20 protein-coding genes are annotated in these 24,639 nt (G+C 68.7%); 11 read left to right on the forward strand and 9 right to left on the reverse strand.

Going from position 1 to position 24,639, the window contains the following annotated elements:
- Positions 1–80: 80 nt before the first annotated feature.
- Positions 81–1,754 (forward strand): phosphoenolpyruvate--protein phosphotransferase, encoded by a 1,674-nt coding sequence (gene ptsP, locus ACWETB_RS07895; RefSeq protein ID WP_452210398.1) that lies wholly within the window; start codon positions 81–83, stop codon positions 1,752–1,754.
- A 39-nt stretch (positions 1,755–1,793) separates the two neighbouring features.
- Here the strand turns inward: ptsP and lexA are convergent, their stop codons facing one another.
- Positions 1,794–2,534 carry a transcriptional repressor LexA gene (lexA, locus tag ACWETB_RS07900; protein WP_452210400.1) on the reverse strand — a complete coding sequence of 247 codons (741 nt, stop codon included), beginning with the start codon at positions 2,532–2,534 and terminating at the stop codon, positions 1,794–1,796.
- Between the two features lie 600 nt (positions 2,535–3,134).
- Between lexA and ACWETB_RS07905 the strand changes: the two genes are divergently transcribed.
- Positions 3,135–3,440 carry a LysM peptidoglycan-binding domain-containing protein gene (locus tag ACWETB_RS07905; RefSeq protein ID WP_452210402.1) on the forward strand — a complete coding sequence of 102 codons (306 nt, stop codon included), beginning with the start codon at positions 3,135–3,137 and terminating at the stop codon, positions 3,438–3,440.
- Positions 3,441–3,464: 24 nt separating this feature from the next.
- Positions 3,465–3,971, forward strand: a complete 507-nt coding sequence (gene nrdR / locus ACWETB_RS07910) for a transcriptional regulator NrdR (RefSeq protein ID WP_449744662.1) — start codon at positions 3,465–3,467, stop codon at positions 3,969–3,971.
- On the opposite strand, the gene hrpA is transcribed toward nrdR, so the two are convergent.
- Positions 3,945–7,898, reverse strand: a complete 3,954-nt coding sequence (gene hrpA, locus ACWETB_RS07915) for an ATP-dependent RNA helicase HrpA (RefSeq protein ID WP_452210405.1) — start codon at positions 7,896–7,898, stop codon at positions 3,945–3,947. The two genes, nrdR and hrpA, sit on opposite strands and share 27 nt — an antisense overlap.
- Before the next feature lie 86 nt (positions 7,899–7,984).
- On the opposite strand from hrpA, the gene ACWETB_RS07920 reads away from it, so the two are divergent.
- Together ACWETB_RS07920 and ACWETB_RS07925 are read left to right on the forward strand one after the other, a co-directional pair.
- Positions 7,985–9,214, forward strand: coding sequence for an aminotransferase family protein (locus ACWETB_RS07920; RefSeq protein WP_449744660.1), 1,230 nt, complete (start codon positions 7,985–7,987; stop codon positions 9,212–9,214).
- Positions 9,215–9,483: 269 nt separating this feature from the next.
- Positions 9,484–9,729 carry a hypothetical protein gene (locus ACWETB_RS07925; protein WP_449744659.1) on the forward strand — a complete coding sequence of 82 codons (246 nt, stop codon included), beginning with the start codon at positions 9,484–9,486 and terminating at the stop codon, positions 9,727–9,729.
- Positions 9,730–9,766: 37 nt separating this feature from the next.
- Here the strand turns inward: ACWETB_RS07925 and ACWETB_RS07930 are convergent, their stop codons facing one another.
- Together ACWETB_RS07930 and ACWETB_RS07935 are read right to left on the reverse strand one after the other, a co-directional pair.
- Positions 9,767–10,669, reverse strand: a complete 903-nt coding sequence (locus ACWETB_RS07930) for an MFS transporter (protein ID WP_452210407.1) — start codon at positions 10,667–10,669, stop codon at positions 9,767–9,769.
- Positions 10,564–11,193, reverse strand: coding sequence for an MFS transporter (locus ACWETB_RS07935; protein ID WP_452210409.1), 630 nt, complete (start codon positions 11,191–11,193; stop codon positions 10,564–10,566). The genes ACWETB_RS07930 and ACWETB_RS07935 overlap by 106 nt, the downstream gene beginning before the upstream one ends.
- 73 nt (positions 11,194–11,266) lie before the next feature.
- Here ACWETB_RS07935 and ACWETB_RS07940 point away from each other — a divergent pair, with 73 nt between their 5' ends.
- Positions 11,267–11,890, forward strand: coding sequence for a TetR/AcrR family transcriptional regulator (locus ACWETB_RS07940; protein ID WP_452210411.1), 624 nt, complete (start codon positions 11,267–11,269; stop codon positions 11,888–11,890).
- A 66-nt stretch (positions 11,891–11,956) separates the two neighbouring features.
- On the opposite strand, the gene ACWETB_RS07945 is transcribed toward ACWETB_RS07940, so the two are convergent.
- Positions 11,957–12,490, reverse strand: coding sequence for a carboxymuconolactone decarboxylase family protein (locus ACWETB_RS07945; RefSeq protein WP_452210413.1), 534 nt, complete (start codon positions 12,488–12,490; stop codon positions 11,957–11,959).
- 11 nt (positions 12,491–12,501) lie between these two features.
- The gene (locus tag ACWETB_RS07950; RefSeq protein WP_449744656.1) at positions 12,502–13,089 is read right to left on the reverse strand and encodes a peroxiredoxin; all 588 of its coding nucleotides are present in this window, start codon (positions 13,087–13,089) and stop codon (positions 12,502–12,504) included.
- A 138-nt stretch (positions 13,090–13,227) separates the two neighbouring features.
- On the opposite strand from ACWETB_RS07950, the gene ACWETB_RS07955 reads away from it, so the two are divergent.
- On the forward strand, positions 13,228–14,178 hold the full coding sequence (locus tag ACWETB_RS07955) for a hydrogen peroxide-inducible genes activator (RefSeq protein WP_452210416.1): 951 nt from the start codon (positions 13,228–13,230) through the stop codon (positions 14,176–14,178).
- A gap of 31 nt (positions 14,179–14,209) precedes the next feature.
- On the opposite strand, the gene ACWETB_RS07960 is transcribed toward ACWETB_RS07955, so the two are convergent.
- Both ACWETB_RS07960 and ACWETB_RS07965 read right to left on the reverse strand, forming a co-directional pair.
- Positions 14,210–16,306 (reverse strand): DEAD/DEAH box helicase, encoded by a 2,097-nt coding sequence (locus ACWETB_RS07960; RefSeq protein WP_449744670.1) that lies wholly within the window; start codon positions 16,304–16,306, stop codon positions 14,210–14,212.
- Positions 16,303–17,328, reverse strand: a complete 1,026-nt coding sequence (locus ACWETB_RS07965) for a proteasome assembly chaperone family protein (RefSeq protein ID WP_449744654.1) — start codon at positions 17,326–17,328, stop codon at positions 16,303–16,305. The genes ACWETB_RS07960 and ACWETB_RS07965 overlap by 4 nt, the downstream gene beginning before the upstream one ends.
- Positions 17,329–17,662: 334 nt before the next feature.
- Here ACWETB_RS07965 and ACWETB_RS07970 point away from each other — a divergent pair, with 334 nt between their 5' ends.
- Entirely contained in the window at positions 17,663–18,373 is a 711-nt protein-coding gene (locus tag ACWETB_RS07970; protein WP_449744652.1) for a hypothetical protein, read from the forward strand.
- Positions 18,374–18,493: 120 nt separating this feature from the next.
- Complete coding sequence (locus tag ACWETB_RS07975; protein WP_452210418.1) at positions 18,494–19,594, forward strand: DUF4192 domain-containing protein; 1,101 nt, start codon at positions 18,494–18,496, stop codon at positions 19,592–19,594.
- Between the two features lie 25 nt (positions 19,595–19,619).
- Here the strand turns inward: ACWETB_RS07975 and ACWETB_RS07980 are convergent, their stop codons facing one another.
- The gene (locus ACWETB_RS07980; protein ID WP_452210420.1) at positions 19,620–20,303 is read right to left on the reverse strand and encodes a metal-dependent transcriptional regulator; all 684 of its coding nucleotides are present in this window, start codon (positions 20,301–20,303) and stop codon (positions 19,620–19,622) included.
- Between the two features lie 180 nt (positions 20,304–20,483).
- Between ACWETB_RS07980 and ACWETB_RS07985 the strand changes: the two genes are divergently transcribed.
- Together ACWETB_RS07985 and ACWETB_RS07990 are read left to right on the forward strand one after the other, a co-directional pair.
- Entirely contained in the window at positions 20,484–21,728 is a 1,245-nt protein-coding gene (locus tag ACWETB_RS07985) for an acetoin utilization protein AcuC (RefSeq protein WP_452210422.1), read from the forward strand.
- The gene (locus tag ACWETB_RS07990; protein WP_452210424.1) at positions 21,721–24,639 is read left to right on the forward strand and encodes a bifunctional acetate--CoA ligase family protein/GNAT family N-acetyltransferase; all 2,919 of its coding nucleotides are present in this window, start codon (positions 21,721–21,723) and stop codon (positions 24,637–24,639) included. The genes ACWETB_RS07985 and ACWETB_RS07990 overlap by 8 nt, the downstream gene beginning before the upstream one ends.

A 24,639-nucleotide genomic window follows, 5' to 3' on the forward strand; every position in this document is an offset into this window, starting at 1 on the left:
CGAGAGAGCGATCTCGAGACAGCACGGACCACAGATCGGCCGACGACGGCTGATACGAACCTCGAACGAAGGGCAACGCAGTGGAACATCAGCAGGGTCAGGAACTGCGTGGGACTCCCGTGGTCGGCGGGAAGGCCTACGGGCCGGTGGTTCGCCCCGGCGAGCGGATCGCCCCGGTGCACGACACCGTGACGATCCCCGAGGACGCGCGGGAGGCGGAGTTGTCCCGCTTCGTCGACGCGGCCGGGCTGGTGGCCGCCCGACTGCGCGAACGTGCCTCACATGCCTCCGGTGCGGCCGCGGAGGTTCTCATCGCGACCGCGGGCCTCGCCGAGGACCGCGGGTGGATCGGCGCGGCAGGCAAGCTGATCTCCTCCGGGTCGTCGGCGGCGTCGGCCGCGACCGCGGCGACCGAGCAGTTCGCCGCGCTGTTCACCAAACTCGGTGGTCTGATGGCCGAGCGCGTCACCGATCTCAACGATGTCCGTGATCGTGTCGTGGCCGAGTTGCTCGGACAACCCGAACCAGGTGTGCCGGTGCCCGCCGAGCCCTCGGTGCTGTTCGCCGCCGATCTGGCACCGGCCGACACCGCCGGACTCGACCCCAAACTGGTCACCGCGCTGGTCACCCGGCTCGGCGGTCCGACCAGTCACACCGCGATCATCGCCCGGCAGTTGGGCATTCCGTGCATCGTCGCGGTCGCCGATCTCGACGAGGTGACCGCCGGAACCCTGGTGCTCGTCGACGGCACCGCGGGAACCGTTGTGGTGGAACCGGATCCGGATCAGGCACGGGTGGCCGTCGATGAGAGCCGACGCGAGGCGGAACTCGTGGCGGGCTGGTCGGGGCCGGGGTGCACCGCCGACGGTCACGCGGTGGACATCCTGGCCAACGTGGCCGACGGCGTCTCCGCGCGCGCCGCCACCGCGTATCCGGTCGAGGGAGTGGGCCTGTTCCGCACCGAGCTGGCCTTCCTCGACAGCGCCGAGGCGCCCACGGTGGCGGAGCAGACCGAGCTCTACCGCGAGGTGCTGGAGGCGTTCGCGGGCCAGAAGGTCGTCGTGCGGACGCTCGACGCGGGTTCGGACAAGCCGTTGAAATTCGTCGACCACGGCACCGAGGCCAACCCGGCCCTGGGGGTCCGGGGTAATCGGATCACCGCTCGACACCCGGAGATCAGGGCCGGGCAACTCAACGCGATCGCGGCGGCGGCCCGCGAGACCGGAAGTACTCCGTGGGTGATGGCGCCGATGATCGCCTCGGCCGAGGAGGCCGCGGAGTTTGCCGCCGCGGTGCGCGGGCGCGGCTTGGTGGCCGGCGTGATGGTCGAGATCCCGTCCGCCGCGATACTCGCGTCGTCGATCCTCGCCGAGGTCGACTTCGTGTCGATCGGTACCAACGACCTGACGCAGTACACGATGGCGGCCGACCGGATGTCGGCCGATCTGGCCGAACTCACCGATCCGTGGCAGCCCGCGGTGCTCGCACTCATCTCGATGGTGGCCGAGGCCGGAAAGCGGATGGACAAACCGGTCGGCGTCTGCGGTGAGGCCGCCGCCGATCCGCTGCTGGCCTGCGTACTCGTCGGACTCGGCGTCACCTCGTTGTCGAGTGCGCCGGCGGCGTCGGCAGCGGTCGGCGCCAAACTCGGTGGCGCCACCCTCGATGCGTGCCGCGCCGCAGCGAGTGCAGCCTTGGCGACTTCCTCACCCGCGGCCGCACGTGCCGCCGCCACCGCGGCGCTCGCCGGCTGAACCTCGGCGAGCGCCGCATCGGGCGGGCCCGGGGCCCGATCAGATCCGGCGCATCACCGTGACGACCTTGCCCAGGATGGCGGCGTCGTCGCCGGGAATCGGTTCGAAATGCTCATTGTGCGGCATCAGCCACACATGACCGTCCTTGCGCTTGAAGGTCTTCACGGTGGCCTCGCCGTCGATCATCGCGGCGACGATGTCACCGTTGTCGGCCACGTTCTGCTGGCGCACGACGACCCAGTCGCCGTCGCAGATCGCGGCGTCGATCATCGACTCGCCGACCACCTTCAGCAGGAACAGTGATCCCTCGCCGACGAGTTCACGCGGCAGCGGGAAGACGTCCTCGACGGCCTCCTCGGCGAGGATCGGTCCACCGGCCGCGATGCGTCCGAGAACCGGGACGAAGGTGGGGGCGGGCAGATTCGACGCGACCGCGGTGTCGTCCGGTGGGGTGTGCTCGCCGTCCTGCACGTTGACCGCACGCGGGCGGTTGTGGTCGCGCTTGAGCAGTCCCTTGCGTTCCAGTGTCCGCAGCTGATGGGCGACCGACGACGTCGAGGCCAGCCCGACGGCGTCGCCGATCTCGCGGATGCTCGGCGGATAGCCGCGCTCGCGCACCGACTTGCGGATGACATCGAGCACGCCCCGCTGACGCGGCGTGAGCGAGGCCTCCGCGGTCGCCGCGTCGAACGGGACCTCCGGCTCGTCGGCGGCGGCCGGTCCGCGGCCGCGCTTGGTCGACGACGTCGACGTCGTCGAACGTCGGTTCTTCTCACTCATCGGGTGTTCGATCCTTTCGGTCGGAAACTCTGTCGTGGTCGGACGGTGTTGTCGGTTGTCCGGTGCGGTCGGTTGTCCGGTGTTGTCGGTTGTCCGGTGTTGTCGGTTGTCCCGTGCGGTCGGTTGTCCGGGGTGCGGCCGGGGCTGTCCGCGGGTCTGCGCTGCTGGTCAACGGCCAGATTAGTCCAGGTCACCGACAACTTCAAACACTTGTTCGACGTGTTGCGAGAAATTGTCGGAGGTGCGTGATAGAACTTCGAACATCAGTTCCTCGAACGAGTGATCGAGAAGTGATCGAGATCGGAGACTCTCATGCAGAACGCCTTGGTTCGCAATGAAACCGCAGGTCAGGCGCGTCGGGCGACGGTTCGGCGCTCCCCGTCCGGTGCCCGTTTGGGTGCCTTTCCCGACGCCCGGTGTGCGGTGCGAGACGATGTCACGGCCCGGCGCGGCGCGATCGTGCACGCAGGACGGCCGGCTCGCCGCGCCACCCCGGTGGCGCGGCACCGGCACCTCCACCGCCCCGCCGACAATCGTCCGGTCGATCGGCCTCGGGTCGCGATCCCCAGGCGCCCGGCCGGGACGCCGTGCGCCGGGCCCGTGTCGCAGTCCCGTCGGGCGGGCCGTCGCGGTGCCGCGGTGGCCCTGCTGACCGGGGTGGCGCTGGCGATGCTGGTGTGGTTGATCGGTGTCGCCGGCAGCGATTACCAGGAATCCACCGCCCCAACGCCGGTGGCCACGCAGGTGGTGCACGTCCGGGCGGGGGAGTCGCTGAACTCCGTCGCCGCGCGCGTGGCACCCGAGATGCCGCGGCAGGCGGTCATCGACCAGATCGTCGAGCTCAACGACATGGGTGGCAGCGCCCTGCATGTCGGTCAGGCGCTGCTGACGCCCGCATATCGCTGAGCGGTGAGGCGCTATTCTCGATGCATGCGCTGCCCGTTCTGCAGGAATGATGACACCAAGGTCATCGACTCCCGAGTCGCCGACGAGGGACAGGCGATCCGTCGTCGCCGTTCGTGCAGCGCCTGTGGCCGACGATTCTCCACCGTGGAGACCGCCGTGCTGGCGGTGGTCAAGCGCAACGGCGTCACCGAACCGTTCAGTCGGGAGAAGGTGATGCGCGGGGTGCGCCGCGCGTGCCAGGGACGGCACGTCCACGAGGACGATCTGGCCCAGTTGGCGCAGCAGGTCGAAGAGACGGTGCGCGCCTCGGGCGTTGCGGAGATCCCCAGCAACGAGGTCGGTCTCGCCATTCTCAAACCGTTGCGCGACCTCGACGAGGTCGCCTATCTGCGGTTCGCGTCGGTGTACCGGTCGTTCGATTCCCTCGAGGACTTCCAACGCGAGATCGACGATTTGCAGGGCAACCTCACGCGGCGCAACGGCACGGATACATCCGACGCCCTCTCAGCCGAGTCGATCCAGGGTTCGTAACGCGCGCTTCTCCGAGATCGGATATCGGGTGCCCAGCCGCTGGGCGAACAGACCCACCCGCAGTTCCTCGACCATCCAATGCGCCTGCTCGTTGACGAGATCGCGACGGGCCTCGGGTACCTCGGCGAGTCGCTGATTCCACCGCCCCGTGACCCTGTCGAGCGCGCTCATGGCCGCCCGGTCCCGGTCCGCCGATCCCGGAAGGTGTTCCAGCCGCTCGCGTGCGGCCGCCAGATATCTCGGGAGGTCGGCCAGGTGCTCACGGGGAGTGGCCAGGACGAAGCCGTCGAAGATCAGGTTGGCCAGTTGCTCGGCGACGTCATCGGCGGCGACATGACCGGAATGCTCATCGATTGCCTGACGCAGCGGCGCAACCATCCGGAGTGCGTTGACGGCCGAGGCGAGATACTCCGGTGCGGCCGTACGCACGCGCGGACCGAGTGCGGCGGCCAGCGCACCGAACTGCTGCGGTGACCGCACCCGGGCCGCCGCGTCGACGTCGACGAGATCCCGGATGGCCCGCCTGGTGCAGTCGGCGAAGAACTCGCTCGCATCCCGGTAGGGGTTCTGGCTCAACGCGAGTCGCCCCGCAGGGTCGAGGCCCGACGATGCCTTCGACGAGAGTCCGGTGATGGTGTGGTCGAGCAGCGCGATGACACCGGCGACCCGCATCCGGTTGGCCTCGTCCTCGGTGGCGGCGGTGGCCCGCGCGACGCCCACGGATCGGCCCGGCTCGCCGACGGCACGCAACGTGGGATGGCGGGTGATGCGTTGGCCCGCGACGTCGGCGGTCTCCGTGACGGCGAGGGTGCCGATTCCGTCGGCGGTCCAGGTGGTGTGCACGTCGGCCGGTGGTGTCGGGCGACGATCCGAGACATCGGCGGCGAGGTCTGCGAAGGATTTGCTGCGCCTGCGGATCTCGCCGGCCTCGTCGACGACGGCGAAGGTGATCCGCAGGTGGGCGGGCAGCCGATCGACGGCGAAGTCCGCCGGTGTCACGGTGTGCCGGGTGATCGTCGACAACTCGCGGGCCAGCCCACGGACCAATGGTTCGGAGCGAGGCGTCAGCCGGGACAGGGCCAGGTCGGCGAAGCGCTGTGCCGGGGCCATCGTCTTGCGAAGCTGTTTGGGCAGGGTCTTGACGAGTTCGGTGGCCAGTTCCGATCGCATTCCCGGTACCAGCCAATCGAATCCGGCGTTGCGGACGTGGGGGAGCAGGGCCTGCGGAATGACGACGGTGACCCCGTCGTCGGGTGCGCCCGGCTCGAATCGGTAGCGCAGTTCCAGGCGGGTGTCGCCCTGCTGCCATGCCCCCGGATAGTCGGTGTCGGCGACGACGACGTCGGCGGCCACATCGGCGGGGGTCAGATCCAGCAGGGTCGGGTCGGTGCGCCGCGCCGACTTCCACCACGTGTCGAAGTGCCGCGCCGAGGTCACCTCGGCGGGGATGCGCTTGTCGTAGAACTCGTAGAGTTGCTCCTCCGAGATCACCACATCGCGACGCCGTGCCCGGTGCTCGACGTCGGCGGCCTCGGTCAGCAACTGCCGATTCTGTTCGAAGAAACGATGATTCGTCCGCCAGTCACCCTCGACGAGGGCATGCCGGATGAACAGGTCGCGCGACACCTCGGGGTCGATCGGGCCGTAGTCGACGCGTCGGCGCGCCACCAGCGTCACGCCGTAGAGGGTGACCCGCTCGTAGGCCATCGCGGAGCCCCGCGTGGAGGACCAGTGCGGTTCGCTGTGAGTGCGTTTGACAAGATCGCCGGCGAGTTTCTCCGCCCACAACGGGTCGACCCCGGCCACCGTGTGCGCGAACAGCCGGGACGTCTCGATGATCTCGGCGGCCATCAGGAAGGCCGGCGGTTTCTTGGACACCGACGACCCGGGGAAGATCATCAGCGTCGTGTTGCGCGCGCCGGTGTACTCGCGGCCCTCAGCGCCCCGGACCGCGATGTTGCCGAGCAGGCCGGCGAGGATGGCGCGGTGGATCGCGTCGGCATTCGGTTCGGTCTCGGGGATCTGCCAGTCGAGGTCGGTGACGATTCCGCGCAACTGGCGGTGCAGGTCCTGCCATTCGCGGATGCGCAGATAGTGCAGGAACTCGCGCTCGCAGGTGCGTCGGAACTGATTGGCCGACAACTCCTTACGCTTCTCCTGCACATATCGCCACAGCTGCGTATAGCTCAGGAAGTCCGAACCGGGGACGGCGAAACGCCGATGACTGGTGTCGGCGGCCTCCCGGTGCTCGGCCGGGCGTTCCCGCACGTCGGGAATCGACAGGGCGGCCGCGATCACCAGCACGTGGTCGAGGCAGCCCTCGTCGCGGGCGCCCACCAGCATCCGGGCGATCCGCGGATCGACCGGTATGCGGGCCATCGTGGCGCCGACCTTCGTCAGGCGCACCTCGCCCGGGTGTCGGCCGCCGGCGTCCGATCCGCTGCCGCGTCCGGAGCCCTTGCCCGGCACCGTGATCGCTCCCAGTTCCGACAGCACGCCGACACCGTCGCGGACCGCGCGGGAATCCGGCGGCTGCACGAAGGGGAAGTCCTCGATGTCGCCGAGACGCAAGGACGTCATCTGCAGGATCACCGACGCGAGATTGGTGCGCAGGATCTCCGGGTCGGTGAAGGCGGGCCGCGCATCGAAGTCGGATTCGGAGTACAGCCGGATGCAGATACCCGGGGCCACACGTCCACATCGACCGGCGCGCTGGCGGGCACTGGCCTGCGACACCGGTTCCACCGGCAGCCGCAGGACCTTGGTGCGGGTGGAGTAGCGGGAGATCCGCGCGGTGCCCGAGTCGATCACATACCGGATTCCGGGGACGGTCAACGAGGTCTCGGCAACGTTGGTGGACAACACGATTCGTCGTCCGTCCGACGGTGTGAAGACGCGCTGCTGATCGGCGATGGACAGCCGCGCGAACAGCGGGACTACCTCGGCGCCCGCGGCGACCCGGCGCGACAACGCCGCCGCCGCCTCCCGGATGTCGCGTTCGGTGGGCAGGAACACCAGAATGTCGCCGCGACCGGCGGTGCCCCACAGTTCGTCGATGGCGGCGTCGACGCCCTGGAACAGATCGAGGTCGGCGTGTTCGCCGCCACCGCGTTCGTCGCCGGCATCCGGGTCCTCACGCAGGGTCAGTGGCCGGTAACGCACCTCGACGGGATAGGTCCGACCGGACACCTCGATCACCGGCACCGGTGGGCCGGAGTCGGTGGTGAAATGCCGGGCGAATCGGCCCGGTTCGATGGTGGCCGAGGTGATGATCACCTTCAGGTCGGGTCGGCGCGGCAGCAGCCGTCGCAGGTACCCGAGGATGAAGTCGATGTTCAGCGACCGCTCGTGGGCCTCGTCGACGATGATCGTGTCGTAGTGACGCAGCATCGGGTCGGTGGAGATCTCCCGGAGCAGGATGCCGTCGGTCATCACCTTGACGAGCGTGTCGGCGCCGGAGCGGTCGGAGAAGCGCACCGAGTAGCCGATGGCCTCACCGATCCGTGTTCCGGTCTCCTCGGCGATCCGCCGGGCCACCGAACTCGCCGCGATGCGGCGGGGCTGGGTGTGGCCGATCGCGCCACGCACACCGCGGCCGAGTTCGAGGCAGATCTTCGGTAGCTGGGTGGTCTTGCCCGACCCGGTCTCACCGGCGATCACCACCACCTGGTGCTCGGCGATCGCCGCCGCGATCTCGTCGCGAGCCGCCGAGACCGGCAGATCCTCGGGGAATTCCAGGACGGGGACGGCGGCGCGGCGGGCGGCGACCCGTCGTTCGGCACCGGCGAGGGATTTCTCCAGTCCGGCCAGTCGGTCCGCGGAGGGTTGCGGCCCGAGCTTGTCGAGGCGCCGCCGAAGCGCATGGGCATCGGCGATGCCGACGGCACGAATCCGCTCGAGGAGATCGCGGCGATCCGGTGGTGTCATGATCCCTCCAGGATATGGGCAGCCGCCGAGGTGCGATCCCGCCCCCGATCACCGCGTCGGCACACCCGCCCGGCATCATGGAGGTCATGGCTGGTTCGTTGTGGCATGGGTTCGCCGACATGGGTGCGGTGACCGCGAAGGGTCCGTTCGTCGTCGCCCGAGGTGAGGGCGCCCGCATCTGGGACGTCGACGGCAACGAGTACCTCGATGCCACCGCCGGGCTGTGGTTCACCAACGTCGGCCACGGACGCACCGAGATCGCCGACGCGGTGGCCGCGCAGCTCGGGCGGCTCGCGCATTACTCCGGCTTCGGTGATCTGACCGCCGACGTCACCGATGCCCTCGCCGACCGGCTGGCGCAGATCGCGCCGGTGCCCGGTAGCAAGATCTTCTTCACCTCCGGCGGTAGTGACTCGGTGGACACCGCGGCCAAACTGGCACGCCGGTACTGGAACGAGGTCGGTAAGCCGGAGAAGACCCTGCTCGTCGGGCGCACCAAGGCCTACCACGGCATGCACGTCGCCGGAACGTCGTTGGCCGGCATCCCGGTCAATCACGACGGCTACGGTCAGCTCATGCCCGACGCCGAGTCGGTGGACTGGGATGACGCGAAAAGCCTTCTGGGACTGATCGAACGGGTCGGTGCCGACAAGGTGGCCGCCTTCTTCTGCGAACCGATCATCGGGGCCGGCGGCGTGTACCTGCCGCCGGCGGGATACCTCGCCGAGGTCCGTCAGATCTGCCGGGACCACGACATCCTGTTCGTGGCCGACGAGGTGGTCACCGGCTTCGGCCGCATCGGCGGCGGCAGCTGGTTCGCCTCATCGCGTTTCGACCTTCAACCCGACATGATGACCACCGCGAAGGGACTCACCTCCGGGTATGTCCCGATGGGTGCGGTGTTCATCGCACCGCGCGTCGCCGAGCCCTTCTTCGCCGGCGGTGTCTGGTGGCGGCACGGCTACACCTACGGCGGTCACGCCGGTGCGGCGGCCGCGGCCATGGCCAACCTCGACATCATCGAGCGCGAGGGTCTGATCGATGATGCGGCACGCCTCGAAGGTGATCTGGCCACTCATTTCGCCCCGCTTGCCGAACTCGACGCGGTCACCGAGGTGCGCACCGGGCTCGGAGCGGTGACGGCGGTGCAGCTCACCGACGCAGCGACCGCGATGGCCGCGGTCGGTACGCTGCGTCGGCACGGCGTCAGTGGCCGGGCCGCAGGCCAAGGGGCACTGCAGATCTCGCCGTCGTTCGTGATGACCACCGAGCAGGTTGCCGACATGGCCGAACGGTTCCGGGCCGCACTGGCCTGAGATCTCCGGGATCGGCGTGCGCCATCGGCGGTGCGCCTCGCACGGTCGGCAGGACCTCGATCGCAGCCGCGTCGACGTCGGCGGGCAACGAGACCGACCGGGTCACCGCCTCGCGATGGCCGCCGTCGCGTTGCACAGCGCCATCGGGTTACAGCGCCATCGGGTTGGCGCCGGGTCCGCGCCCGGTGGCAACGTGGTGCGCGCGCTGTTTCTCGATCGGCGGGCTCGGTCCATCTATCCAGACTTCGACGAGGTCGCCGCTCCAGACAGTGGCCGACCTGCGTTCCCTGACCGGCACCGACATCGATCATGCTCGCAACGACGTCCGGGTGAAGTCCAACGGCACCAAGCGGATGATCCTCGATGGTGTCGGCTGCCTCGAATTGCGCTGGGACACACTCGAAGTGTCCGGAGCTCGCGGGCAATGCGTGGTCATTCGTCAAGCCGTCTCCGACAACCGGCAGCGACGAGAACTCGCGGCACTCGAACATCGCCACGGCGTGGATGCCGGCTGATCCGCCTGCAACGTTCGGACGTCATCGTCTCGGCCGGTCAGTGATCGGGCGCTCCGGCCGGCCGGGACGGCAACGCCACACAGATCATGACCGCCACGACGGTGAAGCCCACCGCCCACCAGAAGGCGGTGTGGAACGCGTGGGCACGGTCGGCCGGGGTGAGCGCGCCGCTCGCCGATGCCTCGAGGATGACCGCGAGCACTGCGGTACCGAAGGCGCCACCGACCTGCTGGGCCAGGCGCGTGATGATGCTGGCGTGCGGGATCTCGTCCCGGTCGAGGCCCACATAGGCCACGGCCATCACAGGGATCATGACCGCACCCATGCCGAAACCGCGCACCAGCAACACCACCATCAGCCACCAGTTGTTCGTGGTCGCGTCGGCGAAGGCGAAGGGGACGGTCGCCGCACCCATGACGACGAATCCGGTGATCGCGACGATCCGTGCTCCGAGGGTGTCGGTGTACCTGCCGGCCACCGTTCGACTCAGCAGCGCGCCGATCCCCTGCGGGATCAGCAGCAGGGCCGCGGTGAGTGGGCCCGCCCCCTGTGCGACCTGGAAGAACAACGGCAGCAACAACATCGACCCGTACAAGGAGGCGCCGGAGAGGAACAGCACCGCTGAAGACGACCCGACCGGCCGGCGGGTGAGTAGACCGACATCGATGAGGGCGGACGCCGGACGGCGCATCGCGCGGGCGGCGAAGGCTGCGACGAGCGTGACGCCGACGACGATCGGCAACCAGGCGTCGGTGCGCGCGAAGCCGCCGTCGCCGTGGACGTTGGAGAGTCCGTAGAGGACGCCGACGAGACCGGGGGAGATCAGCAGGAGTCCTACGGTGTCGACCGGGGACGTGCGGTGGGGCCGTCGGCAGGCAGGTATTTGCAGGCGAGCGCGAAACCGATGATGCAGAACGGGACGTTGACCCAGAACAGCCACGGCCAGCCGCCCCAGTGGAGGATGATGCCGCCGACCACCGGACCGAGGATCGGTCCGAGTGCGGCGGGCAGGCTGATCATCGCCATCAATCGCCCGAGATTCGCCCCACCACCCGGGATCTGCTGAATGGCCAGCGTCGCCATCAGGGGCATCAGGATGCCACCGCCAACGCCCTGGATCACCCGAAACGTGATGAGACTCGCGGCATTCCACGCGAGACTGCAGGCGATCGAGGCGAGCATGAACAGCATCAGGCCGGCCAGCCACAGCCGTTTGCCGCCGAAACGCGACTGGGCCCAACCGACGAGCGGGATGGTCACGCCCAGAGCGAGGAGGTAGCCGGTGGCGACCCAACCGATGGTGGCGATGCTGACCGACAGGTCCCGGGCCAGGGTGTCCAGGGCGATGCTGACGATCGTCGAATCGAAGATGACGGCGACGCCACCGACGATCAGGACCATCGCGGAGAGGATCGCCGAACGGGGGATCGGCGGTGCGGCCGGGGTGGGGTGCGATGTGGCCATGCGCGAGCCTTCCCATCCGTAAGATACGAGTCTGTACCTAAGGCAAGCTGCGCCCGTGCGATAAGATACGCAAATGTATCCAACGGATGATCGACCGCGTCGGCGACGGGGCCAGGAACTCGATGACGCGATTCTCGATGCGGCCTGGGCTCAGTTGGCCGACTCCGGGTACTCCGGGTTCACCATCGAAGCCGTCGCCGAGCGGGCCGGCACGTCGCGGCCGGTGATCTATCGGCGCTGGGAGGATCGGGACGAGCTCGCCGGGGCGGCGATCACACACGCGATCAATCGGCTGCCCCGCGGCGAGCCGGCGGACACCGGCTCGCTGCGCGGCGATCTGCTGGCCTTGCTGCGGCGTTCCAACGACAGTCGCGGTGAGACGGCGGCCCTGCTCGTCGCCGTCGTCGGCGCCTATCACGCCGAGACCGGAAGGTCGTTCGCGGATTTGCGCAGGGAGGCGTTCGGTGAGCGCGCGGCGCGCACGATCGACGAGGTCTTCGATCGGGCGATCGCGCGGGGCGAGATCGACCCGGCACGGTTGACGCCGCGGGTGCGGGCGGTGGCCTTCGATCTCTTCCGGCACGACCTGATGATGAACATGCGTCCACTGACCGACGCGGAGATGACCGGCATCGTCGACGAGGTGGTACTGCCGCTGGTGATGCCGCGGGCAACGCCGAGCGCCGACGGCCGATGAGAGGGATGCCGACACGACGACGGCCCGGTCACCTCACGGTGACCGGGCCGTCGTCATACCGGATGATCAGGCGTTCGTCAGCACCTCGGTGGTCGAGATGGCCTGGGCCACACCGGAGACGGTGGCGGCGACCTTGACGGCCTCCCACACTTGCTCCTTGGTCAGTCCGGCGTCGCGGACGACCTTGGCGTGGGCCGCAGTGCAGTCGTGGCAGCCGTTGATGGTCGAGACGGCCAGGCTCCACAGCTCGAAGTCGGCCTTGTCGACACCCGGGTTGCCGATGATGTTCATCCGCAGACCCATCCGCACCTGGGCGTAGTCGTCGCCGAGGAAGCTCTTGGCCCGGTAGGCGACGTTGTTCATGCCCATGATCGAGGCGGCACCGAGGGCGGCGTTGTAGGCCTCGGCCGACAGGGTATCACCGGCCTCCTCGGCGATCTCGGTGAGCACCTTGGCATTTCGGCTCGCGGCGGCGGAGGCGAGGAAGGTGCCCCACAACTGCTGCTCGTTGAGCTCGGTGGTGCGCGCCAGCGACGACAGGTTGAGCTTGAGGTCCTTCGCGTAGTCGGGAAGGGCTTCCTTCAGATTGTCGATGCTCATATCAGTCCTTCTCAGACGCTCGCGGTCAGCAGTTCGCCGGCGTTGATCGTCGGATCGCCCTTCTTCCAGTTACAGGCGCACAGTTCATCGGACTGCAGGGCGTCGAGGACCCGCAGCACCTCGTCGACGTTGCGGCCCACCGAGCCCGCGGTGACCGACACGAACTGGATCTCGTTGTTCGGGTCAACGATGAAGGTGGCGCGATCGGCCACCCCGTCGGCGTTGAGAACGCCTGCGGCCGAGACGAGTTCGCGCTTGAGGTCGCTGAGCATCGGGAAGGGGAGGGTCTTGAGGTCCTCGTGCTGGGCACGCCACTGGAAGTGGACGAACTCGTTGTCCACCGAGGCGCCGAGGACCTGGGCGTCGCGATCGGCGAACTCCTCGTTGAGCTTTCCGAATGCGGCGATCTCGGTCGGGCACACGAAGGTGAAATCCTTGGGCCAGAAGAAGATGATCCGCCACTTGCCGGGATGGTCATCGCTGGAGATCTGGGTGAAGTAGTCGTCGGGTTGCTGGGCGTCGACCTTCGACAGGTCGCCTCCGATGACAGCGGTCAGGTTGTAGGCGGGGAACTGGTCCCCGATTGTCAGCAGAGCCATGGCGTGTGACGCTCCCTTTCGTCTCGCGTGACACCGTCGTCGGCGCATGCGACGACGGTGTGTCGTGGTGGTTACCCCTCAATTCTGCGCCGAAACCGCCGAAAGTGAAACGTGATGATTAGCACTATACTGATAGGTATGGCTGATAAAACTTATCAACCCTCGCTGGCCGGCCTGAGGGCCTTCGTGGCGTTGGCGCGGACACATCATTTCGGTTCTGCCGCAGCAGAACTCGGGGTCAGTCAGCCGTCGCTGTCGCAGGCGCTGGCGGGTCTGGAGAACGGGTTGGGGCGCAAACTCATCGAACGCACCACGCGGCGTGTCTTCTTGACACCGGAGGGGCGCACGTTGCTCGATCGGGCGATCGCGGTGACCGATGCGGCAGACGAGTTCCTGGCCGCCGCGGCGGGTGCCGACGACCCGTTGGTGGGCACCCTTCGGCTCGGGCTGATTCCGACCGTCGCCCCCTACATCCTGCCCACCGTGCTGCGCGGATTGCCGGAACAACTGCCGGACCTCGGGCTGCGGGTGGTGGAGGATCAGACCGCGCGGCTGCTCGCCGCGCTGCGCGACGGCTCACTGGACGTGGCGATCCTCGCGTTGCCCGCCGACGCGCCCGGCATCGCCGAGATCCCGATGTACGACGAGGATTTCGTACTCGCCCTGCCGTCCGGGCACCCGCTGGCCGGCCGTAGGCGCGTCGACCCGAGCACCCTGGCCGAACTCCCGCTGCTGCTGCTCGACGAGGGGCATTGCCTGCGTGATCAGGCCCTCGAGGTGTGCCGGCTCGCCGGGGTCTCGCCCGACCTCGGTCAGACCCGTGCGGCATCGCTTGCGACCGCGGTGCAGTGTGTCGAGGGTGGACTGGGCGTCACCTTGATCCCGGACACGGCCGTCGAATCCGAAACCGCCGGAGGAGAATTGGCAACCGCCCGATTCAGCGCGCCGCGACCGGGGCGGCGCGTCGGGCTGGTCTACCGCGAGTCCTCGGGGCGCGACGACGCCTATCGTCGGCTCGCCGGGGTCATTGCCGGCCTGATCGGTGCGGGTGGCTCGGTACGTGTCGTCGCGGGCGTCGTCCCGGCCTGAGCGAGGTGTGCGTGGACGACCGTGCCGCGTCTCACCGCCCGGTGACCGCGGCGAGTTCCTCCCACTCGTCGAGCAGGCTGGAATCGACCTCGCGGACCATGGTGCCCACCCGATCGGTGATGTCCTCGATCTCGTCGGTGGCAACCGCCAACGGAAGGCCCTGTCGCAGAACGCGATAGCAGTCGGAGAGATACCGCAGCACGATGCCCTCGCTGCGGGCGAGTCCGTAGGCCGAGATCAACTCGGTGAAGGTCATCGCCCGTTCGAGCATCTCCCGCAGCACGGATTTGGGCTTCGGCGGAAACCCGGACACCCACGGATGCCCGCGACGGTAGACGTCGAAGGCATAGGTGATCTCATCGGCCAGCGGACGGGGCCAGGTGATCTCCTCGAGGCGCGCCATCCGTTCCTCGTACTCGACGCCGTCGGCCTTCATCTCCGCGATCGCCGCATCCCGCGCCACCTTGCGCTGCGCCAACAGCACCGGACGCGGATCCTCCAGCGTGCATTCGAGAACGGAGACCACATCGAGGGCATACGTCGACGATTGCGGGTCGAGGAGTTCGAAGGCGGCGAGCGCGAACGCCGACAGGGGATTGGTGAGGGCGAAGTTCTCCGGCATGTCGACGCTGAGCGAGACATGCCGACCCTCGTCGTCGGGTTCGTCGAGTTGCACCACGATGCCGGCGTTGCGCAGGTCCCGGTACAGCGCGATGGTGTGCCGGATGTGACGCAACTGCCGATCCCGCGGCTCGTGATTGTCCTCCAACAGATGTCGCATCGCGGCGAAGCAGTCACCCGGCCGGCCGAGCACCTCGAGCAGCATCGCGGTGGTCATCTGGAAATGCGAGCGCAGCGGCTCGTCAGGCGCCTGCGCCAACTGCAGGAAGGTCTTCTCGCCCCACGACACGAACCCCTCGGGCGGCTTCTTGCGGACGATCTTGCGCAGCTTCTTCGGATCGTCGCCCGCCTTGGCGACCGCGCGGGCGTTGTCGACGTCGTGTTCGGGTGCCTGGGCGACGACGTAGCCGATGGTGTCGAAGCCGGCGCGCCCGGCGCGCCCGGCGATCTGATGAAACTCTCGGGCCCGCAGCCGTCGCACCCGGGTGCCGTCGTACTTGCTCAGCCCGGCGAACAGCACGGTGCGGATGGGTACGTTGATCCCGACGCCGAGGGTGTCGGTGCCGGCGACCACCTTGAGCAGGCCACGCTGGGCGAGACGTTCCACCAACCGGCGGTACCGCGGCAGCATCCCGGCGTGATGCACGCCGATCCCGGCGCGCAGCAGTTTCGAGAGGGTGTTGCCGAATCCGGTGGCGAACCGGAAGTCGCCGATCGCCTCGGCGATCACCGCCTTCTCGGCCTTGTCGCAGATCCGGGCCGACAAGAGCGCCTGAGCCCGCTCCACGGCGGCGGCCTGGGTGAAGTGCACGACGTAGATCGGGGCCCGGCCGCGGTCGATGAGATCCTCGATCGTCTCGTGGATCGGGGTCATCGCGTAGTCGTACTCCAGCGGGACCGGCCGCTGCGTGCCGGTGATCGCGGCGGTGTCGCGGCCGGTGCGCTCACGGAGGTCGTCGACGAAGAAGCCGACGTCGCCCAGCGTGGCCGACATCAGCAGGAACTGGGTGTGCGGCAACTCGATCAGCGGCACCTGCCAGGCCCAGCCGCGGTCACGCTCACCGTAGAAGTGGAATTCGTCGGCGACGAGCACGCCGATGTCGGCGCCGCCCCGCAACGCCAGGTTGGCGACGATCTCGGCCGTCGCGCAGATGATCGGGGCGTCGGCGTTGACGGCGGCGTCGCCGGTGAGCAAACCCACCGACTCGGCGCCGAACTGCTCGCAGAGATCGAAGAACTTCTCGCTGACCAGCGCCTTGATCGGCGCGGTGTAGAACGCCCGGCGGCCCTGGCAGCGGGCGAAATACACCGCGCCGGAGGCGACCAACGACTTACCCGAGCCGGTGGGCGTAGCCAGGATGACGTTGCTGCCTGCGAGCAACTCCAGCAGCGCTTCCTCCTGGTGCGGATAGAACTCGATCCCACGGTCGGACCACCACTGGGTGAAGTGATCGAGGGCGGCGTCCTCGTCGGTGGTCGGCGTGAGTGGGATGGTGGCCGAGCTCAGATCGGGAATGATCGACCGCCGGGGTTGCCGTCGGAGTCCTCACCGGCGTCATCGGTGCCGGTGCCGAACCCCGGCTGCTCGCCGGAGCCGTCCGGGGCGCCTAGATCGGCCAGGAACCGCTCGAGTTCGGCGCCCAGCTCATCACCGCTCGGGAGGGATTCCTCGGTGGCCAACAGCGAAGCGCGTTCGGTCTGAGCCTGCGCGAACGCGTCGTACTGCTGCTCGAGCGCGGTGACGACGGACTCGATCTCGGTGTTCCCCGAAACCTCGTTGTCGACCTGCTCGCGCACCTTCTCGGCGGCCGAATCCAGTGCTGCGACCGGCAATTCGAGCCCGGTGAGCGACGACACCGTTTTCAGCAATCGGGCCGCGGCGGCGGGGTAGTCGGTCTGCGACAGGTAGTGCGGCACGTGCACCGACAGCCCGGTCGCGCGTCGGCCGGCCTGGCCGAGGCGCAGTTCCAGCAACATCGAGGCGCTCGCGGGAAGTTTCATTGCCGAACCCCACCGGGGCAGATCGCCGAGCAGGTCGGGATCGCTGCCATGCGCGGTGAGCGACGGCGGCCGGGTGTGCGGTACGGCCATCGGAATGGCGTTGAGCCCGATCACATCGGTCACACCGAAATGATCGGCGAGCCTGCGCACCGCCTCGACGAACTTCTCCCACCGCAGATCGGGCTCGGATCCCGACAGCAGCAGGAACGGGCGGTCCTCGGCGTCGCGGATCGCGTGCAACGTCAGCGTCGGCATGGCGACATCGGTGAAGGTCTCACCGCTGAAGTCGATGGTGGGGCGGCGGGACCGGTAGTCGATCAGCTCGTCGGTGTCGAACGTGGCGACCAGGTCGGAGCCGAATGCATCGCGCAGATGCGTCGCGGCCAGCGCGACGGCGTGGCCGGCGTCGGCGAAACCGTCCAGTGCGTGGATCAGGACCGGGCCGGTCTCGGCGCCGTCCCGTTGGACGGCGGGCGTGGGGAAGGCGAGCTCGTACAGGGGCCGGTCGTCGGCTGAGTGCTCGTCCATGTCGTCCCTCCTGTCGTTCTCGTGCCGGTCGTTGTCGGTGCCGGTGGTTCTCGTGCACCGAATGTCCCGTGCACGGAATGTCCATTGTCACGTATCGGCGCTGTTCGGGGCGAATCCCGTGGTCATTCCGCTGGCGGTGCGCGTACCACCCCGCACGAAGGTCGTGGCCGCCGGTGAACTCTCCATCCGGTGACCTCTCCAGAAGTACAACCGCGACGCGGCGCGGTAATTCCCGGTTCGGTGCTCGGTGACCGGTTGTCCCCCGGCCGAGGGGACCCCGGAGTGTCGGTGGGCGACTTGGTCCACGGAGGTGGCACAGTGGGGCGTTGTGCGGGTGAGCAGAACGATCGGCACGACGCGTCGACGTCGGCCAACGGGTGTCGTCGGTCGCTCGTCTCTGCGCACGCTCACCCTGGTGGCCTGCGTGGTGATGCTTCCCGTGGCCGCCGGCTGCACGGTGACCGGGCATTCGGTGGCCGACTCGGGTGACCTGTCGTCGTCATCGGTGCAGGCCGACGACTTCCCGGTTCCGGGGGCGACCCGCGTACCCACTCCGGCGGTGCCGTTCGCCGTGGCAGGCCTCGCCGGAACGGACCCGGCGATCGCGAGTCCATCCGACTGCATTCCGCCGCGCGTCGACGCCACCGGCGCGGTGGTGTGGCAGGTGATCGTCGACGGTGGTGCCTCCTCCTACACGAGTGCGGTGACCCATGCCGACGACTCGGTCGCCGCGGACGCGGCCCGGGCCGGGCGCTGCCCGGAGACACTCTCGGGTGACGCCGCAGCCGGCACCCGGATCACGACGACCGTGCTGCCCGCACCGCCCGGGCCGACCGGCGTCGACACCGCGGCGATCCGACGCATCACCGGAAGCGGCGACGACGAGCATCGGGTGATCACCAGTAGTCTCACGCTGATCGGTCAGCGCGACGGGGTGCGGGTGTACGCGCAGTACCGCGCGCCGGGGGAGGATGCCCTCCCCGCCGACGCCGCGGCCGGCCTCGACTCGTTGTTCACCAAGGCACTGGCCGCCGCGTTCGGGTGACCACCCGCGGCACGGAGACGAGTACCGCCGGCCTGTGGATGGCGGGACATCGGGGGATAACCCGTCGTCCCGGCGGTCGCCCCGGCCGGAAGTGGCCGCGACCCGGCGAACCATGTGCGCATGACATTCACACACCCCCGCCGTCTCAAGGCCGGCTCGCTTCTCAGCGCCGTTCCCGCGCTCCTCGGCTTCATCCCCGAATCCTCGGTCATCCTCGTCGTGCTGCACCCTCCCAACCTGGTCGGAGTGGCGATGCGCTACGACCTTTCCCTGACCGAGTCCGGTGCTCCCGACGACGATCTGCTCGACGTTCTCGACCGGCTCGGCACCATCATCGAGCGACAGGGCGGCGGCGGTCCGGTCGTCGGGGTGATCGCCGATCGCCGATTCCACCCCGATGATCGGCGCTACCGTCAGGTGATGGCGGTCGCCAACCGCTTCCTGGCTGCGGTCGGTGGCATCGCCCAGGGATTCGTCGTCACCAACTTCGAGGAACACGCGCCCTGGCATCTCATCTGGGATCCGCGAGGCGACGGGCCGACCGGCGCGACCCTGAGATCCGTTTCGGCGACCGGCACCATGACCGACCCACGCACGTCGCCGACCGCGATCGCGTCGGCGGTCGAGACGGGCCGCCGGATCCTGGCGCGCCGTTCGGACATGGCCGCGATGCTCACGCCGCTGCCGCATTGCACGTCTGCGTCATGTGAGCGCAGCGAATCCCCGGCGACCGCGCCGATGGCGGTGGTGCGGCCCGGCGTCACCGACCCCGACGAATGTGCGGCGCTGCTCACGGATCTACTCACCGCGATGGCCGAACCACCCGACTTCGGTTGTGCGGGCGTGGCCCGACTGGAACGAGCGATCCTGACGCTCGACGTCCGGGACGCCGCACTGGCATGCGCGGTGACCGATCTGCGGGCCGGCGCCGAGTACCTCTGGCGCGAGCTGGCGCGGCGGCTGATCGGCACGGGCCGGGCGAGCGCGGCCACGCTGCTCGCCCATCTGCATTACGTCGCCGGTGAGGGTGGATACGCCGGGGTGGCCTTGGACTGTGCTCTCACAGCAGACCCGGACTGGGCGTTGGCCGGACTGCTCGATCGCGCGCTCCGCGGTGGCCTGGAGCCTGCCGTACTGCGGGAAACGATCGATGACAGCTACGCGCAGGCAGCCGAGTGGGGGATGGACCTGCCGCGCATGACGTTGCGTCAGGTCGGTTGACGTCGGTGGGTGTGGCCCTACAGCCCTACACCTTCTCGACGAAGATCGAATGGGCCATCTCGGCCGACAGCACCAGGCCGTCGTGTCCCGGGGTGTCGATCTCCACCTTGTGTGGTGTGCAGGTGACCGTTACGCGGGCGTTGGGGACCACGCCCGCCTCGCGGAGGTCGGAGATCAGTTCCCGGTCGGACTGGGCGTGTTCGGCGACGCGTCGCACGATGACGGCGACGGCGTCGCCCTGCGGCAGGTCCGACAGACGGGTGGCCGAATCCTTGACCGGCGGGGCCTCGGCGCCGAGTGCTTCGAGGCCGGGAATCGGGTTGCCGTAGGGGGAGGTCGTCGGATTGTCGAGCACGGTCAGCAGGCGGCGTTCCACGTTCTCGCTCATCACATGCTCCCAGCGGCAGGCCTCGTCGTGCACCTGATCCCAGGGCATCCCGATCACGTCGACCAGCAGACGCTCGGCGAGCCGATGCTTGCGCATCACGGCGACGGCGAGTCCTCGTCCCTTGTCGGTGAGTTCCAGATGGCGGTCGCCGGCCACCCGCAGCAGCCCGTCGCGTTCCATCCGTGCGACGGTCTGGGACACCGTGGGTCCGCTCTGATCCAAGCGTTCGGCGATGCGTGCGCGCAGCGGCACGATGCCTTCTTCCTCGAGGTCGTAGATCGTCCGCAAGTACATCTCAGTGGTGTCAACCAGATCGTTCACTCTGCGTAGTCCCTTCGTCCCCTCAAGGGTACCTTGACCAGCACCGGAATCGAGGCTGCCGGCCGCGTCCGGTCAACGTGCCTCTCGGCCACGCCGTCGAACGCCCGTTGTCACTACCTCACAGTGGAAGTGGGGGATATGGCCTAGCCTGAGTGGCGTGGCAAGACAGTGGAGTCCGCGATGACCGCCGCGGTGATCTGGAGTGAGGACTTTCTGTCCTACCGATGGGCGCACACGCATCCGATGAATCCGGTCCGGCTCGCGTTGACGATGACGTTGGCCAACAGTCTCGGAGTCCTCGACGACGTCGACCTCGCGCCGCCCCTGCAGATCGACGACGACCAGCTCGCCGTGGTGCACACCCGCGACTACATCGACGCGGTGCGAGCGGTCGGGTCCGGCACGGCATCGCTGTCGGGACCGCTGTTGGAGCGTCTCTTCGGCCTCGGGGACGCCGACAATCCGGTGTTCGACGGCATGCACGAGGCGGCTCGTCTCCTCGTCGGCGGCACCCTCGCCGCCGCCCAGGCGGTGGCCTCGGGATCGGTACGGCGCGCGGTCAACATCGGCGGCGGCATGCACCACGCCATGAAGTCGCGGGCCGCCGGGTTCTGCATCTACAACGACTGCGCCGTCGCGATCCGGTGGCTGCTCGACAACGGCTTCGACCGCATCGCCTACATCGACATCGACGCCCATCACGGGGACGGTGTCCAGGCCGAGTTCGTCGCCGATCCGCGGGTGATGACGATCTCCCTGCATCAACATCCGGCGACGTTGTGGCCGGGTACCGGCTGGCCCACCGAGATCGGCGACGACGACGCGCACGGCACCGCGGTGAACCTCCCGTTCATGCCCGGAACGCAGGATCGCTTGTGGTTGCGTGGTTTTCACGCGGTGGTGCCGTCGATGATCGCGGAGTTCCGGCCGCAGATCCTGATCAGTCAGTGTGGCGCCGACAGCCATCGCGCCGATCCCCTCACCGACCTCGCCCTCACCGTCGACGGACAGCGGGCGGCGATGATCGCGATGCGGGAACTCGCCGAACGGTACTGCGAGGGACGGTGGATCGCCGTCGGCGGCGGCGGATACGGCGTGGTCAACGTCGTGCCGCGCAGCTGGACACATCTGCTCGGTGTGGTCCTCGACCGCGACATCGCCGTCGACCGGGTGATCGATGAGTCGTGGCGGTCCTCGGCCGAGCAGATCGCCGGACGCATCTACGAGGAGTACGCGGCACAGCCGGTCGGCGTGATGGGTGACGACGGTGATGTCGCCTATGTGCCGTGGGACGGCGACACCGGACAGTCGCCGCCACCGGGAATCGACGAGTCGGCACTGCGCCAGACCGACCGAGCCATCATGGCGACCCGCAAGGCCGTCTTCCCGCTGCACGGACTCGATCCGGAGGACCCGCGTGACTGATCAGCGACCCGACACCGCGACCACCGACACAGCGAACTCGGATTCGGATCCGGCCACGCCCGATCAGCAGACGGCCGGCCAGCACACGTCCGGCGGATGGGATTATCCACGGCATTGGATCGCCGACGTGCTCGCCTCCGACGGCGGCGTCGTGCATCTGCGCCCGATCGTTCCCGATGACGCCGACCGCGTGGTCCGCTTCCACGCCGGGTTGAGTGAACGCACGCGGTACATGCGTTACTTCGGTCCGACGCCGACCCTGCCACCGCGCGAAGTGGTCCGGATGACCACCGTCGACCACAAGACGCGCGTGGCGATCGTCGCGGTCCTCGGCGGCGAGATCATCGCGATCGGCATCTATGAGGGCCTGGCCGCCGACGGGAAACCGGAGTCGGCCGAGGTCGCGTTCGTCGTCGCCGACGAACACCAGGGCCGCGGACTGGGCCCGATCCTGCTCGAGCACCTCGCCGGTGCGGCCGCCGAGAACGGATTCACCCGGTTCGAGGCCGAGGTGCTCAGCGAGAACCCGAATATGGTGGCGGTGTTCCGCGACGCCGGATACCAGATCACCCGGGCCTTCGACGGTGCCACCGTCCATGTGGAGTTCCTCATCGATCCCACCGAGGCCCTGATGTCGGTGCGCAACGCTCGGGAACGGGCATCGGAGGCCCGCAGCGTCGCCAACCTGCTGCGGCCGGCGTCGGTCGCTGTGATCGGCGCGTCGGCCGACCCGAAAAAGGTGGGTAATGCGTTGCTCGCCAACATCATCGCCGGTGGCTTCACCGGTCCGGTTTTCCCGGTCAACGGCCCCGCTCATCGCGGCGGGGACGCCGACGCCGAATCCGAGCCCGGCGCCGCGCACGGGGCCGGTCCCGGACACCACGGTCCCGGACACCACGGTCCCGGACATCACGGCCACGGCAATCCCCGACGGCCGGTCCGTGAACGTCCACCGTCGGTGCGCGGCATCCGCGCCTACGAGTCGGTGCGCGACATCCCGGATCCGGTGGATCTGGCCGTGGTCGCCGTGCCGGCCGCGGTGGTCGACACCGTCCTCGACGACTGCCTGGTGAAGGGTGTGCGCACCCTGGTCATCGTGTCGTCCGGATTCGGCGAGAGCGGGGAGGCCGGGCTCGAGAGTGAACGACGACTCGTCGAGCAGATCCGCGAACACGGCATGCGCCTGGTCGGTCCCAACGCGCTCGGCGTCGCCAACAACGACCCGGAGATCGCACTGAATGCGACTCTGGCGCCCCGTATTCCGGCCGCCGGGCGGGTCGGGTTCTTCTGCCAGTCCGGTGCCCTGGGCATCGCGATCCTCGACACCGCTGCACGTCGGCAGATCGGACTGTCGACCTTCGTCTCGGCCGGCAACCGCGCCGACGTCTCCGGTAACGATCTGCTGCAGTACTGGGATTCCGACACCGCCACCGACGTGGTGCTGTTGTACCTGGAGAGCTTCGGCAACCCACGGAAGTTCTCCCGGATCGCGCAACGGGTGTCGCGGACCAAGCCGATCGTCGCGGTGAAGTCGGGCAAGGGCGCGATGACCGCGGTTCGCGCCGCGCGATCGGCCGGGGCCCGACTCGACGACCGCATCGCGCAGATGGTCCTCGAACAGGCCGGGGTCATCCAGGTCGACACCATCCCCGAACTCTTCGACTGCGCAACGATATTCGCCTATCAGCCGCTGCCCCGAGGTCCGCGCACCCAGGTCATCGGCAATTCGTCGGTCATCGCGAGTCTGGCCGCCGACACCGCGCGCACCGGCGGACTCGAGGTCATCGGCACCGTGGACCTGGGGGCCGGCGCGTCGGAGGAGGAATTCGAGTCGGCGGTCGCGGCGGCGATGGTCGACGACGGGGTCGACGCCGTCATCGTGGTCTTCGTACCGCCGGTGGCCGTCGACGCCGATTGGCATGCACGTGCGCTCATGGCCGCAGCGAACACGCCGGGCGGCGTTCCGAAACCGATCGTCACGACCTTCCTCGCGGTCGAGGGCATCCCGCCCGGACTGATGCGACCGGGACCGCACGGGTTGCCGGAGCGCGGATCCATCCCGTCCTACGGCAGCCCGGAGCGGGCCGCGGCGGCGCTGGCGAACGCGTGGCAGTACGCGCGGTGGCGCGGCACCCCCGAACCCACCTTCGCGCGACCGGCGGGTACCGATGCCGAGGCCGCCCGGATGTTCGTCCGTGAGCACATGGACGGTCTCACCGACGGACAGTCCGGCGATGGGGGTCGCGACCTCACCGAGGTCGAGGCCGCCACCCTGCTCGGCTGGTACGGCATCGACGTGGTGGAGTTCCGCGAGGTCCGCACCATGCACGAGGCCAGCGCCGCGGCCCGGGAACTCGGCTTCCCGGTCGCGGTCAAGGCCACGTCACCGGGATGGCGCGGCCGGCTCGACCGGGAGGGCGCACGTCTGGACCTGCCCGACCCGACATCGGTGGTGACCGCGTTCGCCGAATTGATCGAGCTCACCGGCGATCCGGTGCTGCACGTCCAGAAAATGGCCCCGAAGGGAGTCGGGACCGTCGTCACCATGCGCGACGACCCGTCGTTCGGGCCGCTCATCTCGTTCGGGCTGTCCGGCAGCACCTTCGACCTCCTCGGCGACCGCGCCTACCGGGCGGTGCCGCTGTCGGATCGCGATGCTGCCGAGCTCGTGGCGGCACCACGATCGGCACCCCTGCTCGACGGCTACCGCGGAGAAGAGCCGATCGACAAGGAAGCACTCACCGACCTGCTGCTGCGCATCTCCACGCTCGTCGACGACATCCCGGAGATCCGTGAGGTGGTGTGCGATCCGATACTGGTTTCGCCCGACGCCGTCGCGGCACTGAGCGCCCGGATCCGAATCGGCCCGGTGCCCTCCAGGAAGGACGCCGGGCCGAGACGGTTGAGTTAG

Source organism: Gordonia sp. NPDC003950, from assembly GCF_053605205.1.

Bases quoted from the DNA above. Each gene is read 5' to 3' on its own strand.
- lexA (WP_452210400.1), bottom strand. From the start codon at position 2,534: ATGAGTGAGAAGAACCGACGTTCGACGACGTCGACGTCGTCGACCAAG.
- nrdR (WP_449744662.1), top strand. From the start codon at position 3,465: ATGCGCTGCCCGTTCTGCAGGAATGATGACACCAAGGTCATCGACTCC.
- hrpA (WP_452210405.1), bottom strand. From the start codon at position 7,898: ATGACACCACCGGATCGCCGCGATCTCCTCGAGCGGATTCGTGCCGTC.
- ACWETB_RS07920 (WP_449744660.1), top strand. From the start codon at position 7,985: ATGGCTGGTTCGTTGTGGCATGGGTTCGCCGACATGGGTGCGGTGACC.
- ACWETB_RS07935 (WP_452210409.1), bottom strand. From the start codon at position 11,193: ATGGCCACATCGCACCCCACCCCGGCCGCACCGCCGATCCCCCGTTCG.
- ACWETB_RS07940 (WP_452210411.1), top strand. From the start codon at position 11,267: ATGTATCCAACGGATGATCGACCGCGTCGGCGACGGGGCCAGGAACTC.
- ACWETB_RS07945 (WP_452210413.1), bottom strand. From the start codon at position 12,490: ATGAGCATCGACAATCTGAAGGAAGCCCTTCCCGACTACGCGAAGGAC.
- ACWETB_RS07950 (WP_449744656.1), bottom strand. From the start codon at position 13,089: ATGGCTCTGCTGACAATCGGGGACCAGTTCCCCGCCTACAACCTGACC.
- ACWETB_RS07955 (WP_452210416.1), top strand. From the start codon at position 13,228: ATGGCTGATAAAACTTATCAACCCTCGCTGGCCGGCCTGAGGGCCTTC.
- ACWETB_RS07965 (WP_449744654.1), bottom strand. From the start codon at position 17,328: ATGGACGAGCACTCAGCCGACGACCGGCCCCTGTACGAGCTCGCCTTC.
- ACWETB_RS07975 (WP_452210418.1), top strand. From the start codon at position 18,494: ATGACATTCACACACCCCCGCCGTCTCAAGGCCGGCTCGCTTCTCAGC.
- ACWETB_RS07985 (WP_452210422.1), top strand. From the start codon at position 20,484: ATGACCGCCGCGGTGATCTGGAGTGAGGACTTTCTGTCCTACCGATGG.